18 protein-coding genes are annotated in these 15,918 nt (G+C 60.2%); 9 read left to right on the top strand and 9 right to left on the bottom strand.

What is annotated here, in order from left to right; genetic code table 11:
- Positions 1-41: 41 nt before the first annotated feature.
- The 3 genes from secB (at position 42) to cysE (ending at position 2,459) form a co-directional block, all read left to right on the top strand.
- A complete protein-coding gene (secB, locus tag IMX17_RS22855) occupies positions 42-512 on the top strand; it encodes a protein-export chaperone SecB (protein WP_004931139.1) in 471 nt (156 codons plus the stop codon).
- Positions 512-1,531 carry an NAD(P)H-dependent glycerol-3-phosphate dehydrogenase gene (gene gpsA / locus IMX17_RS22850; protein WP_033645202.1) on the top strand — a complete coding sequence of 340 codons (1,020 nt, stop codon included), beginning with the start codon at positions 512-514 and terminating at the stop codon, positions 1,529-1,531. Before secB ends, gpsA begins: the two co-directional genes overlap by 1 nt.
- Positions 1,532-1,637: 106 nt before the next feature.
- Positions 1,638-2,459, top strand: coding sequence for a serine O-acetyltransferase (gene cysE / locus IMX17_RS22845; protein WP_025304676.1), 822 nt, complete (start codon positions 1,638-1,640; stop codon positions 2,457-2,459).
- Positions 2,460-2,511: 52 nt separating this feature from the next.
- Here cysE and IMX17_RS22840 read toward each other — a convergent pair whose 3' ends face one another.
- The 5 genes from IMX17_RS22840 to cpxR form a co-directional block, all read right to left on the bottom strand.
- Entirely contained in the window at positions 2,512-3,183 is a 672-nt protein-coding gene (locus tag IMX17_RS22840; protein ID WP_046897389.1) for a DUF3313 domain-containing protein, read from the bottom strand.
- A gap of 104 nt (positions 3,184-3,287) precedes the next feature.
- A complete protein-coding gene (locus tag IMX17_RS22835) occupies positions 3,288-4,061 on the bottom strand; it encodes a CHAD domain-containing protein (protein WP_046897390.1) in 774 nt (257 codons plus the stop codon).
- A gap of 61 nt (positions 4,062-4,122) precedes the next feature.
- Positions 4,123-4,596, bottom strand: coding sequence for a tRNA (uridine(34)/cytosine(34)/5-carboxymethylaminomethyluridine(34)-2'-O)-methyltransferase TrmL (gene trmL, locus IMX17_RS22830; protein ID WP_033631335.1), 474 nt, complete (start codon positions 4,594-4,596; stop codon positions 4,123-4,125).
- A gap of 43 nt (positions 4,597-4,639) precedes the next feature.
- Positions 4,640-6,034, bottom strand: a complete 1,395-nt coding sequence (cpxA, locus tag IMX17_RS22825; RefSeq protein ID WP_033631334.1) for an envelope stress sensor histidine kinase CpxA — start codon at positions 6,032-6,034, stop codon at positions 4,640-4,642.
- On the bottom strand, positions 6,031-6,729 hold the full coding sequence (gene cpxR, locus IMX17_RS22820) for an envelope stress response regulator transcription factor CpxR (protein ID WP_004931124.1): 699 nt from the start codon (positions 6,727-6,729) through the stop codon (positions 6,031-6,033). The genes cpxA and cpxR overlap by 4 nt, the downstream gene beginning before the upstream one ends.
- 148 nt (positions 6,730-6,877) lie before the next feature.
- On the opposite strand from cpxR, the gene cpxP reads away from it, so the two are divergent.
- The 4 genes from cpxP (at position 6,878) to IMX17_RS22800 (ending at position 10,751) form a co-directional block, all read left to right on the top strand.
- Positions 6,878-7,357, top strand: coding sequence for a cell-envelope stress modulator CpxP (cpxP, locus tag IMX17_RS22815; protein WP_004931122.1), 480 nt, complete (start codon positions 6,878-6,880; stop codon positions 7,355-7,357).
- A 131-nt stretch (positions 7,358-7,488) separates the two neighbouring features.
- A complete protein-coding gene (gene fieF / locus IMX17_RS22810) occupies positions 7,489-8,391 on the top strand; it encodes a CDF family cation-efflux transporter FieF (RefSeq protein ID WP_033631333.1) in 903 nt (300 codons plus the stop codon).
- A 231-nt stretch (positions 8,392-8,622) separates the two neighbouring features.
- A complete protein-coding gene (gene pfkA / locus IMX17_RS22805; RefSeq protein WP_004931116.1) occupies positions 8,623-9,585 on the top strand; it encodes a 6-phosphofructokinase in 963 nt (320 codons plus the stop codon).
- Positions 9,586-9,761: 176 nt separating this feature from the next.
- Entirely contained in the window at positions 9,762-10,751 is a 990-nt protein-coding gene (locus tag IMX17_RS22800; RefSeq protein ID WP_015379419.1) for a sulfate ABC transporter substrate-binding protein, read from the top strand.
- 65 nt (positions 10,752-10,816) lie between these two features.
- Here IMX17_RS22800 and tpiA read toward each other — a convergent pair whose 3' ends face one another.
- Positions 10,817-11,584, bottom strand: a complete 768-nt coding sequence (gene tpiA, locus IMX17_RS22795; protein ID WP_025160373.1) for a triose-phosphate isomerase — start codon at positions 11,582-11,584, stop codon at positions 10,817-10,819.
- A gap of 127 nt (positions 11,585-11,711) precedes the next feature.
- Positions 11,712-12,296: a DUF1454 family protein gene (locus tag IMX17_RS22790; RefSeq protein WP_033645207.1), complete on the bottom strand. Its 585-nt coding sequence runs from the start codon at positions 12,294-12,296 to the stop codon at positions 11,712-11,714.
- Positions 12,297-12,495: 199 nt separating this feature from the next.
- Between IMX17_RS22790 and IMX17_RS22785 the strand changes: the two genes are divergently transcribed.
- Positions 12,496-12,915: a DUF805 domain-containing protein gene (locus tag IMX17_RS22785; protein ID WP_033631330.1), complete on the top strand. Its 420-nt coding sequence runs from the start codon at positions 12,496-12,498 to the stop codon at positions 12,913-12,915.
- Positions 12,916-12,926: 11 nt separating this feature from the next.
- On the opposite strand, the gene fpr is transcribed toward IMX17_RS22785, so the two are convergent.
- Positions 12,927-13,673 carry a ferredoxin--NADP(+) reductase gene (fpr, locus tag IMX17_RS22780; protein WP_033631329.1) on the bottom strand — a complete coding sequence of 249 codons (747 nt, stop codon included), beginning with the start codon at positions 13,671-13,673 and terminating at the stop codon, positions 12,927-12,929.
- Positions 13,674-13,676: 3 nt separating this feature from the next.
- Entirely contained in the window at positions 13,677-14,288 is a 612-nt protein-coding gene (locus IMX17_RS22775) for a metalloregulator ArsR/SmtB family transcription factor (RefSeq protein ID WP_033631328.1), read from the bottom strand.
- Positions 14,289-14,586: 298 nt separating this feature from the next.
- Here IMX17_RS22775 and emrD point away from each other — a divergent pair, with 298 nt between their 5' ends.
- Positions 14,587-15,771 (top strand): multidrug efflux MFS transporter EmrD, encoded by a 1,185-nt coding sequence (gene emrD, locus IMX17_RS22770; RefSeq protein WP_033631327.1) that lies wholly within the window; start codon positions 14,587-14,589, stop codon positions 15,769-15,771.
- Positions 15,772-15,918 lie beyond the last annotated feature (147 nt).

Here is a 15,918-nt window from a genome sequence, read left to right as displayed (position 1 = left end):
CCGAGTGTCAATAAGGACGTTTAACCAAGGGTATTACTCACATGTCAGAACAAAACAGCACTGAAATGGCTTTCCAGATCCAACGTATTTATACCAAGGACATCTCCTTCGAAGCGCCGAACGCGCCGCAGGTTTTCCAGCAGGAATGGCAGCCGGAAGTTAAACTTGATCTGGATACCGCGTCCAGCCAACTGGCTGACGAAGTGTATGAAGTGGTACTGCGCGTAACCGTGACGGCGACCCTGGGTGAAGAGACGGCGTTCCTGTGCGAAGTGCAACAGGCGGGCATCTTCTCGGTAGCAGGCATCGAAGGCACGCAGCTGGCGCATTGTCTGGGCGCATACTGCCCGAACATCCTGTTCCCGTATGCGCGCGAGTGCATCACCAGCCTGGTTTCCCGCGGCACATTCCCGCAGCTGAACCTGGCACCGGTCAACTTTGACGCGCTGTTCATGAACTATCTGCAGCAGCAGGCGGAAGGCGAAGGTGCCGCACCACATCAGGATGCCTGATGAACACCGTCAATGCTTCAATGACTGTCATCGGTGCCGGCTCGTACGGCACCGCATTGGCCATCACGCTGGCGCGTAACGGCCACACCGTGGTGTTGTGGGGGCATAACCCCGCGCAAATTCAAACGTTGCAGCGCGATCGCTGCAATCAGGCGTTTCTGCCCGACGTTCCTTTCCCCGATACCCTGCTGCTTGAAGCCGATTTGGCGCGTGCGCTGGCTGCCAGCCGCGACGTGCTGGTGGTGGTGCCGAGCCATGTGTTCGGCGACGTGTTGCGCCAGCTGAAGCCGCATCTGCGTCCTGACGCCCGCATCGTGTGGGCCACCAAGGGGCTGGAAGCGGAAACCGGCCGGTTGCTGCAGGACGTGGCGCGTGAGGCGTTGGGCGAGGCGATCCCGCTGGCGGTGCTCTCCGGGCCGACGTTCGCCAAAGAGCTGGCCGCCGGCCTGCCGACGGCGATCGCGCTGGCGGCGACCGATGCGCAGTTCGCCGACGATCTGCAACAGCTGCTGCACTGCGGCAAGAGCTTCCGTGTCTACAGCAATCCCGACTTCATCGGCGTTCAGCTTGGCGGCGCGGTGAAGAACGTGATCGCCATCGGCGCCGGCATGTCCGACGGCATCGGTTTCGGCGCCAACGCCCGCACCGCGTTGATTACGCGCGGGCTGGCGGAAATGAGCCGTCTGGGCTCTGCGCTGGGCGCCGACCCTTCGACGTTCATGGGCATGGCGGGGCTGGGGGATCTGGTGCTAACCTGCACGGACAACCAGTCGCGCAACCGCCGCTTCGGCATTATGTTGGGGCAGGGCAAAGGCGTGCAGGAAGCGCAGGACAGCATCGGTCAGGTGGTCGAGGGCTATCGCAATACCAAAGAGGTGTTGGCGTTGGCGCAGCGGCACGGCGTGGAAATGCCGATCACCGAACAGATCTATCAGGTGCTTTACTGCCATAAAGACGCCCGCGAAGCGGCGCTGAGCCTGCTGGGGCGCGCCCGAAAGGACGAAAAGCCCAGCGCGTGACATAAAACGATATGTCGGGGCAGCGGAATGCTGACCCCGCAAATGACCTGGGCCGCTTCGCGCCACCGTGTGAAGCGGCCCGTTTGGCAAGGCAAAGGGGTATGTGATGTCGTCAGAAGAGTTGGAACAGGTCTGGAACAGCATTAAATCAGAAGCGCGAGCACTGGCTGATTGTGAACCGATGCTGGCCAGCTTTTTCCATGCGACGTTGCTCAAGCACGAGAACCTGGGCAGCGCGCTCAGCTATATGCTGGCCAACAAGCTGGCGACGCCGATCATGCCCGCGATTGCGGTACGCGAGGTGGTGGAAGAAGCCTATAAGTCCGACAATCAGATGATCGTTTCGGCGGCGCGCGATATCCTCGCGGTGCGGCTGCGCGACCCGGCGGTCGACAAATACTCCACGCCGCTGCTTTACCTGAAAGGGTTCCACGCGCTGCAGGCTTACCGCATCGGCCACTGGCTGTGGCAACAAGGGCGGCAAGCGTTGGCGATCTACCTGCAAAATCAAATTTCCGTCGCCTTCGGCGTAGACATCCACCCGGCGGCGACCATCGGCTGTGGCATCATGCTCGACCACGCCACCGGCATCGTGATCGGTGAAACGGCGGTGGTGGAAAACAACGTGTCTATTCTGCAGTCGGTCACCCTGGGCGGTACCGGGAAAACCAGCGGCGACCGTCACCCGAAAATCCGCGAAGGGGTGATGATTGGCGCCGGCGCCAAAATTCTCGGCAATATCGAAGTGGGCAAGGGCGCCAAGATCGGCGCGGGCTCGGTGGTCTTGCAGGCGGTGCCGCCGCACACCACCGCCGCCGGGGTGCCGGCGCGCATCGTCGGGCGCCCGGAGAGCGATACGCCGTCGATGGATATGGACCAATACTTCAACGGCACCAACCACGGATTCGAGTACGGCGACGGCATCTAAGCCGTGCCTGCGAGGGGGAGCTTCGGCTCCCCCTGTGTTTTTCAAGCGGCGGTCAGCCCTGTCTCGGGAACTGGGTGATATCGGTGACGATGTCGTCGATCGCCGCCTTGACGTCATCCGCCGTGACCGGCGTGCTGTCGTTGTTGACGGTTTTACCGTAGGCCTTGCGCACCACTTCCATCACCGTTTTACCGGTATCCTGGTCGATCAACTCGCCTTCGATATACAGCGCGGTATTTTGCGTCCGGTGCCCGGTAGCCGCCATGGTGCTGGCAACCACCGCAGCGACCGGCACCACCTCATAGAACTTCATGTCTTCGTTTTCGGCCGAAACGGCGGTGATGGCGAGTTTGGCCACCAACACGCGCGAGCCCGCCGGGCTGGGCAGAATGGTGAAGCGGTTCTGCAGCGCGGTTTTGATCCGCTGAGTCGCATACGCCTTGATTTTGTTCAGCGTGTCCTGGCTGACGCGCGTGGTCGGTTTTTCCGCCGGGAAATAGACCACCGGTTGGAAATAGAGGCCGCGGTAGTTGGATTCCTTGTAGTTTGGATCTATCCAGCGCAGCGTTTTATGGCCGCTTGGCGAGGTGGTTTCCTGCAGTTTGCTGTAATCGGACAAGAAGCCCGAATATTGCGACGTTTGGGTGACTTTGGACGAACAGCCCGCTAGCAACAGGCCTGCTGCCAGAACCGCCATGGCAACGCTCAAGCGTTGTTTTTTCATGTGATTTCCTATGATGAGTGGTGATTACCCTTACAAAACATAGCGCATTATCTGCGCCGTAGCGGGCATTTTCGGGGCCGGGCGTGCCCTGTCGTGGCCTTTTTTCAGTATCGTGATGCGCCGCCGGGTTTTGTCGCCAGCGCCGGTGATAAAGCGGCGAGCGAGGCATCCGCTCTGGCCAGCGTCAGGCGTAGCTCAGCTTGCCACTGTGGCAACAATGGCCAGAGATCCGCCTGATGTTCGGCTTGCAGGCACCAAACCTCCCGGTCGTGCCAATCACCGAGGGTGTTTTGCGCCGCTTTCAGGCTCGCTATCGCGGCGGGAGAGAGGGGAAGGCGTTGCGGGTAGGCTTCGGCCGCGTAACGCAGGCGTTTAACCAGCAGCCGCAGACGGTGGCGATCGTAGCCGATATCAGCCAATGCCCGGCGCAATTGCCGCTGTTGGCGCTGCAGGCGTCGGTTCACACGGTGTTTGGCGGCGCGTTGCGCGGTGCGGCGAAAGCGGTGCGGCCAGGCGTGCAATAGCGAAGGGAAGCTGATGAGCTGCGGGTTGGCGAGCAGTTGGCGGCAGCGGGCCTGAAAATCGCTCTGGCGCACGTTGGCCTGCCAATCCAGGTGATGGTGCGCCAGTTCGGCGATCAGCACCTCGAGATCGCGCAGCGGCGTCGTGAGCCTGCCCAACTGGGCGGCGGCCCGATCGAGCCGCGTTGCGCCGGGGCAACCGCGCAACGGGCGCAGCAGGCTGCGGATACGGCGCAGAGTGACGCGCAAATCGTGCAGCGCTTCGCTGTCCGGCGCCTGTTGCAGCCGCTGTAGCGCTTCGTTCAGCGCCGACTCGAGCCGGCGAAGCTGGGTGACAATATCCTCGACGAAAGCCATGTGCCGTTCCTGGAGAGAGCATCGCAACGATGCCTCCTTCAGTATGGCGCGTCGTTGCGGATTACGCCTTGATCAGCGCGCCGGCATAGTCCAGCTGCCGCCAGGCTTCATAAACCACCACCGCGACGGCATTCGACAGGTTCATGCTGCGGCTTTGCGCCTGCATCGGGATGCGGATTTTTTGCTGCGCGGGCAGCGCATCGAGGATGTCGGCGGGCAACCCGCGCGTTTCCGGGCCGAACAGCAGGTAGTCGCCGGCCTGATAGCTGACGGCGCTGTGCGCCGGCGTGCCTTTGGTCGTGAGAGCAAACAGCCGTTGCGGCTCCTCGGCGGCGAGAAAAGCGGCGTAGTCGGCATGACGGTGGACGCGGGTGAACTCATGGTAATCCAGTCCGGCGCGGCGCAGACGCTTGTCGTCCCACGGAAAACCCAGCGGTTCGATCAGATGCAGATTAAAGCCGGTATTGGCGCACAGGCGGATGATATTGCCGGTATTGGGTGGAATTTCGGGTTCAAATAAAACGATGTTCAGCATGTTGCAGGCCCCTCGTGAACGAGGGGCGCAGGATAGCAAACTCTTACTGTTCTGTCTTAGACGATAGGCGTTGATGATGCAGCGGCAGCCACAGCACCAGCCGCAGACCGCCAAGCGGGCTGTCTTCGGCCTTCACCCAGCCGCGATGCTGATTGACCGCCGCCTCGACGATCGCCAGGCCAAGGCCGGTGCCGCCGGACTCACGGTCGCGCGCCTCATCGGTGCGGTAGAACGGGCGGAAAATCTGCTCGCGATCTTCGGCGCTGACGCCGGGGCCGTCGTCGTCAACCTGGATGGTCACGCCCTGATTGTCGGCGCTGAACGCCACGGCGATGCGGGTGTGCGAATAACGCAGGGCGTTGCGCACGATGTTTTCCAATGCGCTGTCCAGCGCGCTCGCGTTGCCGAACAGCGTCCACGGGCCGGGCGGCGCAGCGATCTCCAGCTGCTTGCCCATCTGTTCGGCTTCGAAACGGGCGTTGTCCAGCACGTCGGCCCACAGCTCGTTGGCCTTCAACTGCTCGCGCGCCAGCTCGCTCTTCTGCTGCCCGCGCGACAGCGCCAGCAGATCGTTGATCATCGAATCCAGCCGCTGCGCTTCGGTTTCGATGCGCGCCAGTTCGTGGCCTTCGCCGTGGCGGCGGCGCATCAGCGCGGTGGCCAGCTGCAGGCGAGTCAGCGGCGTGCGCAGCTCGTGCGAGATGTCCGAGATCAGCCGCTGCTGCGCGTTCATCATGCGCTCCAGCGCGCTGACCATTTGGTTGAAGCTGGCGCCGGTGGCCAGGAATTCCTGCGGACCGGCCTCCAGCTCCGGATGCTGCTTCAGGTTGCCGCGCGCCACGTCATCGGCGGCGTTCTTCAGCTTGCGCGCCGGCTTCGCCAGGCTCCAGGCCAGCCACAGCAGCAGCGGGGCGCTGATCAGCATGGTGACGATCAGCAGCAGCAGCGGCCGGTCGAACATCAGGTTGATGAAGTCGGATTGCGGGCTGTTGGCGGGACGGATCAGGTACAGCTGATAGTTGTCTTCGCCGTCGCGCACCGCGAACGGCCCGACCAGCTCGACGCGGCCGTATTTTTTCTTCTTCGGATGATCCGAGTTATCGGATTGGCCGATGAAGTTGCGGACGATCTGCATTTCGTTGCGCTGCGCGCCGATCACCCGGCCTTCGCTGGTGACCAGCAGCAGGCGTTGGCCCGGCGGCGCCCATTTGTCGATGGCGCGGAACAGGCGGCGCCACCACATCAGATCGTTGGCCGGATCGTTTTGCAGCTCGGCCTCGACGTGCTGTTCCAGCATCAACCCCTGCCGCTGCTCGCTGTCGAGCAGCGAGGTCATTTGGCGGGAGTCGAGCTTGGGCACCATCAGCACCAGCATTAGCACCAGGGCTAACGTGAACCAGAAAATGGCGAAGATGCGTGCCGTCAAACTGTTGATCATGTTGCAGATACCATCAAATAACCACGCCCGCGCAGGGTTTTGAACCACGGATGCCCGTCTTTGCGATCCGGCAGCTTACGCCGCAGGTTGGAGATGTGCATGTCGATGGCGCGATCGAACGGAGTCAGGCGTTTGCCCAGCACTTCCTGGCTCAGCAGTTCGCGCGACACCACCTGGCCGAGATGCTGCGCCAGCAGATACAGCAGGGTGAACTCGGTGCCGGTCAGATCCAGCACCTGGCCGTCGAAGCTGGCCTCCTGGCGGCCGGGGTTCAGCTGCAGGCCATCGACATCCAGCGTCGGGGCGCCGCTGTCGACCTGTTGCTGCTGTTCGCTCCAGTTGGAACGGCGCAGAATGGCGCGAATGCGCGCGACCAGCTCGCGATCGTTGAAGGGTTTCGGCAGGTAATCATCGGCGCCCAGCTCCAGGCCCAGCACGCGGTCCAGCTCGCTGCCGCGCGCGGTCAGCATGATGACCGGCGTCTGGTGATGTTGGCGCAGTTCTTTCAGCGTATCGATGCCGTTTTTCTTCGGCATCATGATGTCGAGCAGCAGCAGATCGACGGAGCTGTCCAGCAGCGACAACGCCTGCTCGCCATCGTGCGCGACGACGATATTAAAACCTTCCATTTCAAGCAGTTCTTTTAACAGCGAGGTCAACTCGCGGTCGTCGTCAACTAACAGAATCTTGTTCATTATGATTTACCTCCAGACGCAAAATACGTCATCAACTGTTGCCATTCCATGACTTTACGTAGTTTTACATGCACTGACGCAGGTTTTCAGGTGTGGCGGTACACTGCTCCTCGTTGATTCGCAAAGTGAGAAAGCTTGAGGAGTTGAAATGCGTAAGGTGACCGCATTAGTTATGGCATCACTGCTGGCAATTGGTTCGACCGCTGCCTTCGCTGCCGACACTATACCGGACACAGCCCAACCTCCCGGCAACGACGCGATGACCCGAATACCCGGCCAGCACCATATGTTCGACGGTGTCAGCCTCAGCGAACAGCAGCGCCAGCAAATGCGCGATTTGATGCGCCAGGCCCGGCACGATCTGCCTGGTGTCAATGTAGCTGAAATGGAAGCCATGCATAAACTGGTGACCGCAGAGAAATTTGATGAAGCCGCCGTGTACGCCCAGGCGGAAAAGATGGCCCAACAGCAGGTCAAGCGCCAGGTGGAAATGGCCCGGGTGCGCAACCAAATGTATAACCTGCTGACGCCAGAGCAAAAAAGTGTTTTAGACCAGAAACATCAGCAGCGCATGCAGCAGATGGAGCAGCAAATTTCTGGTTTGCAGCAAGCTTCTGCCCAGAAGTGAAGTACGACTGAGTAGTCCCCTGTTTTTCCTTGCCATAGACACCATCCCTGTCTTCCCCGCCATGATGGCGGGGTTTTTTTTATCCGACATTTCGCTATATTGAGCGCCACACCTTTTAGCCGGGGCCCCTTATGGAACAGCGCTATGCACGCCTGGTAAAGTCCGCCGCGTTGGCAGCAACCGCGCTGGCGTCGTCGCTGCTGTTGATCAAAATCGTCGCCTGGTACCACACCGGTTCGGTCAGCCTGTTGGCGGCGCTGGTGGATTCGTTGGTCGATATCGCCGCCTCGCTGACCAACCTTCTGGTGGTGCGCTATTCGCTGCAGCCGGCCGATGCCGAGCACACTTTCGGCCACGGCAAAGCGGAATCGCTGGCGGCGCTGGCGCAAAGCATGTTTATTTCCGGCTCCGCCCTGTTTTTGTTCCTCACCGGCTTCCAGCACCTGTATGCACCGCAAACGCTGCGCGATCCCGGTGTCGGGGTCGTGGTGACGGTGATAGCGTTGGTCAGCACGCTGATTCTGGTCACCTATCAACGCTGGGTGGTCAGAAAAACGCGCAGTCAGGCCGTACGCGCAGATATGCTGCATTATCAGTCAGATGTCATGATGAATGGTGCTATTCTTATCGCTCTTGGGCTAAGCTGGTACGGCTTCCAACGGGCGGATGCGTTGTTCGCGCTGGGCATCGGCGTTTACATCCTCTATAGCGCGCTGCGCATGGGCTATGAAGCGGTGCAGTCGCTGTTGGATCGGGCGTTGCCGGATGATGAGCGCCAGGCGATTATCGCCGTGGTTTCCTCCTGGCCCGGCGTGAAAGGCGCACACGATCTGCGCACGCGTCAGTCGGGGCCGACGCGTTTCATCCAGCTGCATCTGGAGATGGAGGACACGCTGCCGCTGCGCGAGGCGCACCGGTTGGCCGATCAGGTGGAACAAGCCCTGCGGCAACGTTTTGCGGGGGCGGACGTCATCATTCACCTGGATCCGTGCTCCGTGGTGCCGCCGGGTAGGCAGGGGCATTGGGAGCTATAATCATATAGAGGCATAGCGCAACGTATTATCATGAATATCTGAGTTAGCTCAGCGTGCCATGCGGTGTTTTAACCGTTATATTGCGTGACTTGAATCAATTCAGCTGGGTGTTTTTGATATAATATCCAGCAATAAGCCGTAAAGCTGGTTTTCTGCAGCCGGAGAGGTTTCAAGACGATCGGCGGAGACAGAATTCTTAAGAAATTGCATCTACACAGTTCAGAGGTAGTCATGATCAAGAAAATCGGTGTACTGACGAGCGGCGGTGATTCGCCGGGTATGAACGCTGCAATCCGCGGCGTTGTGCGTTCTGCGCTTTCAGAAGGTCTGGAAGTTTTTGGTATTTACGATGGCTACCTTGGCTTGTACGAAGATCGCATGGAGCAGCTGGACCGCTATAGCGTGTCCGACATGATCAATCGCGGCGGCACCTTCCTCGGTTCTGCCCGCTTCCCGGAATTCAGGGATGAAAACGTGCGCGCCAAGGCGATTGAAAACCTGAAGAATCGCGGCATCGACGCGCTGGTGGTGATCGGCGGCGACGGTTCCTACATGGGCGCCAAACGCCTGACGGAAGAAGGCTTCCCGTGCATCGGCCTGCCAGGCACCATCGATAACGATGTCGCCGGTACCGACTACACCATCGGTTACTTCACCGCGCTGGAAACCGTGGTGGAAGCGATCGACCGCCTGCGCGATACCTCCTCGTCGCACCAGCGCATCTCTATCGTGGAAGTGATGGGCCGTTACTGCGGCGATCTGACGCTGGCGGCGGCGATTGCCGGCGGCTGCGAATTCATCGTGCTGCCTGAAATCGAATTCAATCGCGAAGATCTGGTGTGCGAAATCAAGGCCGGTATCGCCAAGGGCAAAAAGCACGCCATCGTGGCGATCACCGAGCACATCTGCGATATCGATGAGCTGGCGCGCCACATCGAGCAGGAAACCAAGCGTGAAACCCGCGCCACCGTGCTGGGCCACATTCAACGCGGCGGTTCACCGGTCGCCTATGACCGCATCCTGGCCTCACGCATGGGCGCCTACGCCATCGAACTGCTGCTGCAGGGTTACGGCGGCCGCTGCGTCGGTATCCAGAACGAAAAGATGGTGCATCACGACATCATCGACGCGATCGAAAACATGAAGCGTCCGTTCAAGGGCGACTGGCTGGAAACGGCGAAAAAGCTGTACTGATTCGCCGCTCGCCGAAAGCCTCCGCTTGCGGGGGCTTTTTTATGCTCGCCGGTGACATATTCCAGAATCATCTAGCCCAAAATTTTTTATTCTTTAATTGCCGGGAAAGTTTCTGGCAGGCTCTGATGCTAAATCAACCGATTGAGGTTGCGTTAATTTTCTGGGAGAGCCTGTCGATGCGTAAATGGGGTGTAGGTCTGACATTGGTGCTGTTGGCGTCCGGCGCCATGGCGAAGGATATTCAGTTGCTGAACGTGTCATACGATCCGACGCGTGAGTTCTATCAGGCTTACAACACGGCATTCAGCAAGCACTACCAGGCGGAAACCGGCGACAAGGTGACGGTGCGTCAGTCGCACGGCGGCTCCGGCAAACAGGCGACTTCGGTGATCAACGGCATCGAGGCCGACGTGGTGACGCTGGCGTTGGCCTATGACGTCGACGCCATCGCCGAACGCGGGCGCATTGAGAAAGACTGGATCAAACGCCTGCCGGACAACTCGGCGCCTTACACCTCGACCATCGTCTTCCTGGTGCGCAAAGGCAATCCGAAACAAATTCATGACTGGCCTGATTTGATCAAGCCGGGCGTGTCGGTGATCACCCCGAACCCGAAAACCTCCGGCGGCGCCCGCTGGAACTACCTGGCCGCCTGGGGCTACGCGTTGCACCACAACAACAACGATAAGGCCAAGGCGCAGGACTTCGTCAAAAACCTGTACAAGAACGTCGAGGTGCTGGATTCCGGCGCGCGCGGCTCGACCAACACCTTCGTTGAGCGTGGCATCGGCGACGTGCTGATCGCCTGGGAAAACGAAGCGTTGCTGGCGGAGAAAGAGCTGGGCAAAGACAAGTTCGAGATTATCACCCCGAGTGAATCGATCCTGGCCGAACCGACGGTGTCGGTGGTGGATAAGGTGGTCGACAAACGCGGTACCCGCGAGGTGGCGACCGCCTACCTGAAATATCTGTATTCGCCGGAAGGGCAGACCATCGCGGCACAGCACTATTACCGCCCGCGCGATGCGGCGGTGGCGGCCAAGTTCGCCGGGCAGTTCCCGCAGTTGAAGCTGTTCACCGTGGATGACACCTTCGGCGGCTGGACCGAAGCGCAGAAGGTGCACTTCGCCACCGGCGGCGTATTCGACGAAATCAGCAAACGCTGATGCCGTTTAAACGGCAATAAAAAACCCCGGCTTGCCGGGGTTTTTTTATGGCAAGCCTAAGGCAATCAGGCTTTTTTCGCTGCGGCAGCGGCTTTGACGATCACGGCGAAAGCGTCGGCTTTCAGCGAGGCGCCGCCAACCAGCGCGCCGTCGATGTCCGGCTGGGAGAACAGCTCTGCGGCGTTCTTGTCGTTCACCGAACCGCCGTACTGGATGATGATTTCAGCGGCAACCGCGGCATCGTGCTTGGCGATGTGATCGCGGATAAATTTGTGCACGGCCTGCGCCTGCGCAGGGGTGGCGGATTTGCCGGTACCGATGGCCCAGACCGGCTCATAGGCGATCACGGTGCCTTTCATCGCCGGTGCGCCCAGCGTTTTCAGCACGGCGTCGATCTGGCGCGCGCATACTTCTTCGGTTTTGCCCGCGGCGTTTTCCGCTTCGGTTTCACCGATGCACAGCACCGGGATCAGGCCGGCTTCTTTCAGCACGGCGAATTTCTCGGCGATCACTTCGTCGCTTTCTTTGTGGTAGGTGCGACGCTCGGAGTGGCCGATGATGATGTACTGAGCGCCGACGTCTTTCAGCATGTTGGCGGAAACTTCACCGGTGAAGGCGCCGGACAGGTTAACGTCCACGTTCTGCGCGCCCAGCGCGATGCGGCTGCCGGCCAGCGCATGCTTGGCCTGATCCAGATACATCACCGGCGGGGCGATGGCGACGCCACAGCCGTCAACGCTGCTCAGCTCATGGCGCAGACCGGCGATCAGTTCGTTGACCATGTGGGTGCTGCCGTTAAGCTTCCAGTTACCCATAACTAATGGATGACGCATGTTTTTTCCTCCAACTAGGGAACGCGAGAGTCGAAATGACAACTGCCGGACCGGCAGTTTACCTGCCCAACAGTATAGAGATCATTAAGCGCGAAGGCTTTGCTTTTCGTCATTAAATGCCGCGCCGTTACGGCTCGGAAAGCGCCAGCTTAATCGGTTCAACCGCGAAGGTGACGCCTTTATCGCCGTTGTCCGAGACGACATAGCGAATGGCGCCGACCTGCTGTTGGTAAAAACGCGATCCTTTGCCTTTTTCCAGCAGGCTGTTCACCTTGTTCTGACTCTGTTCTACCGTCAGCGCCGGTTCGAACTGACGCATCAGCGCCGCCATGTAGTTGATGGCGATGGCGCGCGCGGCTTTTTCTTCATTGGCCTGCTGCAGCGGCAGATGTGTGATCTGCAACGTTTTGATTTTACCGGTACCTTTCTCCAGTGCGGTGGAGGCGTACAGGTTTTCGTTGAGTTTACTGGCGGCGCGCGTCAGCAGCGGCGAATCGTCTTCGGCGGCGGGAATGGCGCGGAATTCGCCAATCGGCAGCTTCGGGTTATCGCGGTTGTACTTTTCGCGGAATTTAATCACCGTCAGGTCGAACGTCGGCGCGCCGGCCAGCAGGTAAGGCGCGGTCGGTTTCGCTTCGGCGGCGGGCGGTTCGGCCCAGGCGCTGGCGGCGGCCTGCAGCAGGCAGGCGATGGCGAGGGTTTTTCTCAGCATGGCGTATGGCATCAAGGACAAAGATGGCTCCGATTAAAGCGATAACCCGCAGGCCTTGTCAAAGATCCCACGCCATTATCGGTTCGCTGACGAGAAAGCTGTGCGGCGCGCCGCGTTATGCGAGGCGGAAAACTCGGCCCGGCAGCGCCTATGTTACACTGCGGCGCAGAATATGGGCAGGCTTAGAGCGCAGGAATCGATGACGTTACAACAGTGGTGTTTTTCTTTTAAGGGCCGCATCGGGCGGCGCGACTTCTGGATCTGGATGGGGCTGTGGCTGGTGCTGATGGCGGCGGCGTTTACGTTGGCCAATTATCAGCTGGTCGCCATCCAATCCATCGCCTTCTTTATCGTGGCGCTGCTGTGGCCGACGGCGGCGGTGCTGGTCAAACGGCTGCACGATCGCAACAAGGCCGGCTGGTGGGCGCTGCTGCTGATCCTGGCGTGGATGCTGGCGGCGGGCAACTGGCAGATGCTGGCACCGATCTGGCAATGGGGCGTCGGGCGTTTCATCCCGACGCTGATTATCGTGATGATGACTATCGATTTGGGCGCCTTCGTCGGCACGCCGGGGGACAATCGGTTCGGCCCGGAAGCCGAACCGGTGAAGTTCCGCTGATCCCCGCCGGGTTACCAGTAGTGTTCGCTGGTGATATGGCCCGGCTTGCGGCGCAGGTGCTTGCGCATCTGGCGGTGGTCTTTCAGCGTTTGCTGGGTGTCCCGCACCATTTGCGGGTTGCCGCACAGCATCACGTGGCTGGTTTCGGCGTCGATGGTCAAGCCGATCGCCGCTTCCAGTCGGCCGTCCTCGATCAGCGCCGGCACGCGGCCGGTCAGTGAGCCGGGCGTCTCTTCACGGCTGACGACGGTCTGGATACGCAGCTTGCCGTTGTAGCGTTGCTGCAGTTGCTGCATCAGCGGCAGGTAGCTCAGGTCGCGCGCAAAGCGCGCGGCGTGCACCAGCACCAGGTTGTTAAAGCGCTCCAGGCCGGCGCCTTGCTGCAGAATCGATAAATAGGGGCCGATGGCGGTGCCGGTCGCCAGCATCCACAGCGTGTCGCAGTCGGGCACCTCGTCCAGCACGAAGAAGCCGGCGGCTTCTTTGGTCACCATCACGTCCGAGCCCGGCCGCAGCTGATTGAGGCGCGGGCTCAGTTTGCCTTCTGGCACCGTGACCAGATAGAACTCCAGATTGGCGTCATCGGGGGCATTGACGTAGGAGTAGGCGCGCTGCACCCGCTCACCGTCGATCTCCAGCGCCAGCTTGGCGAATTGCCCGGCGGTGAAAGGATCGATGGGGGCATTGACCACCAGGCTGAACAGCCCGTCGGTCCATTGTTTTACCTGCGTAACCTTGCCGTTTACCCATTCAGCCATACTCTAAAGCTCCCGTGGTCGAATCAAATAAGCACAATGTCGTGAGCCGGAAATGGCGTGCGCGGTGCGCTCTACCCGGTAGTCGTTGCCGAACAGCCGGTGAAACAGCTGCAGCTCGGAATTGCACAGGCTGCTGCAGTTGGAACCGGCCACGCCGATCGGACAGTGGTTTTCCACCAGCAGCGCACCGTGCGGATGATCGAGCAATTCGGCCATGTAACCGTCGTGTTGCCGCAGGCGAACCAGGCGGGTTAGCCGATCCTGATGGCTGCGCTCGGCGGACAACTCTTCGGCATAGCGCAGATAAAGCTGCTCTTCGCGCGCGATGAGCAACGGTTCCACGCCGGCGCCGCCAAACAGCTGCAGTGCGGATTCCCGCAGTCGCTCCTGATCGTCGGCCGTGTAGGCGTGCCCCCGCTCGGTCAGCGACCAGTAGCGCGTCGGGCGGCCGACCTTGCTGCGCGCTTCTTCGTAACAAACCAGCTCACGTTTTTCCAGGGATTGCAGATGTTGTCGGATGCCCATCGGCGTGATGTCCAGACGCTCCGCCAGCATTTTGGCCGAGTGCGGGCCGAGAGCCTTTAACTGCAATAAAATCAGCTCAGGTGTTTTCATGAACCAAATCCCTATGGTGTTATTTTATTTCAAGTTGATGAAAATAATTATCGATTAAATGCTAAAGCGCAGCTACTGCAAACGCGCTAATTTTTACCCCCAAAGCGTTAGACGTACAGTTTAATTTACGAGCCTGGTCGGGTTTGCTGCCAGTGTGACCTAGATCAATATTTGTCTGAAACTCGCTAAAAAAATCAGATTTGATTAGCTTATGCCGCCATAGAGGGCTGCTCGCCGTTCTGGCTGCTGCAACGGCCATACCGGGACGCTGTGACGAGTTGAAACGTTAACGAAGATAATGAGAAAACTAGAGAACTTTCACCTGTTGGTGATGCTTATCCTGTTGGTCGCCGTCGGCCAGATGGCGCAAACCATTTATGTTCCCGTTATTGCTGACATCGCTCACGATCTGTCGGTGCGCACCGGCGCCGTGCAGCGGGTGATGGCGGCGTATCTGCTGACCTATGGTTTCTCCCAGCTGATTTACGGGCCGATATCGGATCGTATCGGGCGTCGGCCGGTGATCCTGACCGGCATGATGATCTTCCTGTTGGGGGCGCTGGGCGCGCTGCTGTCCACCAACCTGACGATGCTGGTCGCCGCCAGCGCGATTCAGGGCATGGGCACCGGCGTGGCGGGCGTGATGGCGCGCACCATGCCGCGCGATCTGTATGCCGGTACTGCGCTGCGTTACGCCAACAGCCTGCTGAACATGGGGATTTTGGTCAGTCCGTTGCTGGCGCCGGTGATCGGCGGCGCGCTGGCGATGGTGTTCGGCTGGCGCGCCTGTTACGCCTTCCTGCTGGCGCTGTGCGCCTGCGTTGCCTTCGCCATGTTCCGCTGGCTGCCGGAGACCCGTCCGGTACAGACGGAAAAACGCCGCATGCTGGCCAGTTTCCGCCAACTGCTGGGTGACAGTACCTTCAGCTGCTATCTGGTGATGCTGATCGGCGCGCTGGCGGGGATTGCGGTATTTGAAGCCAGCTGCGGCGTATTGATGGGGGGCGTGTTGGGGCTGAGCGGTCTGACCGTCAGTATCCTGTTCATTCTGCCGATCCCGGCGGCGTTTTTCGGCGCCTGGTATGCCGGGCGCGACGGTAAGACCTTCCACACCCTGATGTGGCATTCGGTGCTGAGCTGCCTGCTGGCGGGAGCGATGATGTGGATCCCGGGCTGGTTCGGCGTGATGAACATCTGGACGCTGATCGTGCCGGCCGCGCTGTTCTTCTTCGGCGCCGGCATGCTGTTCCCGCTGGCGACCACCGGGGCGATGGAGCCGTTCCCTTACCTGGCAGGCGCGGCGGGCGCACTGGTGGGCGGGATGCAGAACATGGGGTCCGGTCTGGCGACTTGGCTGTCCGCCATGTTGCCGCAAACCGGGCAGTTCAGCCTCGGCTTGCTGATGTTCGCGATGGCGCTGCTGATCCTGCTGTGCTGGTGGCCGCTGTCCAATCGTATGCAGCATCAGGGGCATACCGCATAACCACAGGGCGCCATTCGGCGCCCTCATACCGTTGACAAAGGGGAGAAAAAGCGGGGGTTTTCTCCCCTTTGTGGTTATCAGCCGAAAATCAATAAATTGATTTTCCTTGTTTTCTGTTCGCTGCTCTCTGCCAACCTGGCAAGAGTA

The sequence above is a fragment of the Serratia sp. X3 genome (genome assembly GCF_014982455.1).
Classification (GTDB): domain Bacteria; phylum Pseudomonadota; class Gammaproteobacteria; order Enterobacterales; family Enterobacteriaceae; genus Serratia; species Serratia ureilytica.
Note: the sequence above shows the minus strand (reverse complement) of the source record. Positions and strands in the feature narration are given on the sequence as shown.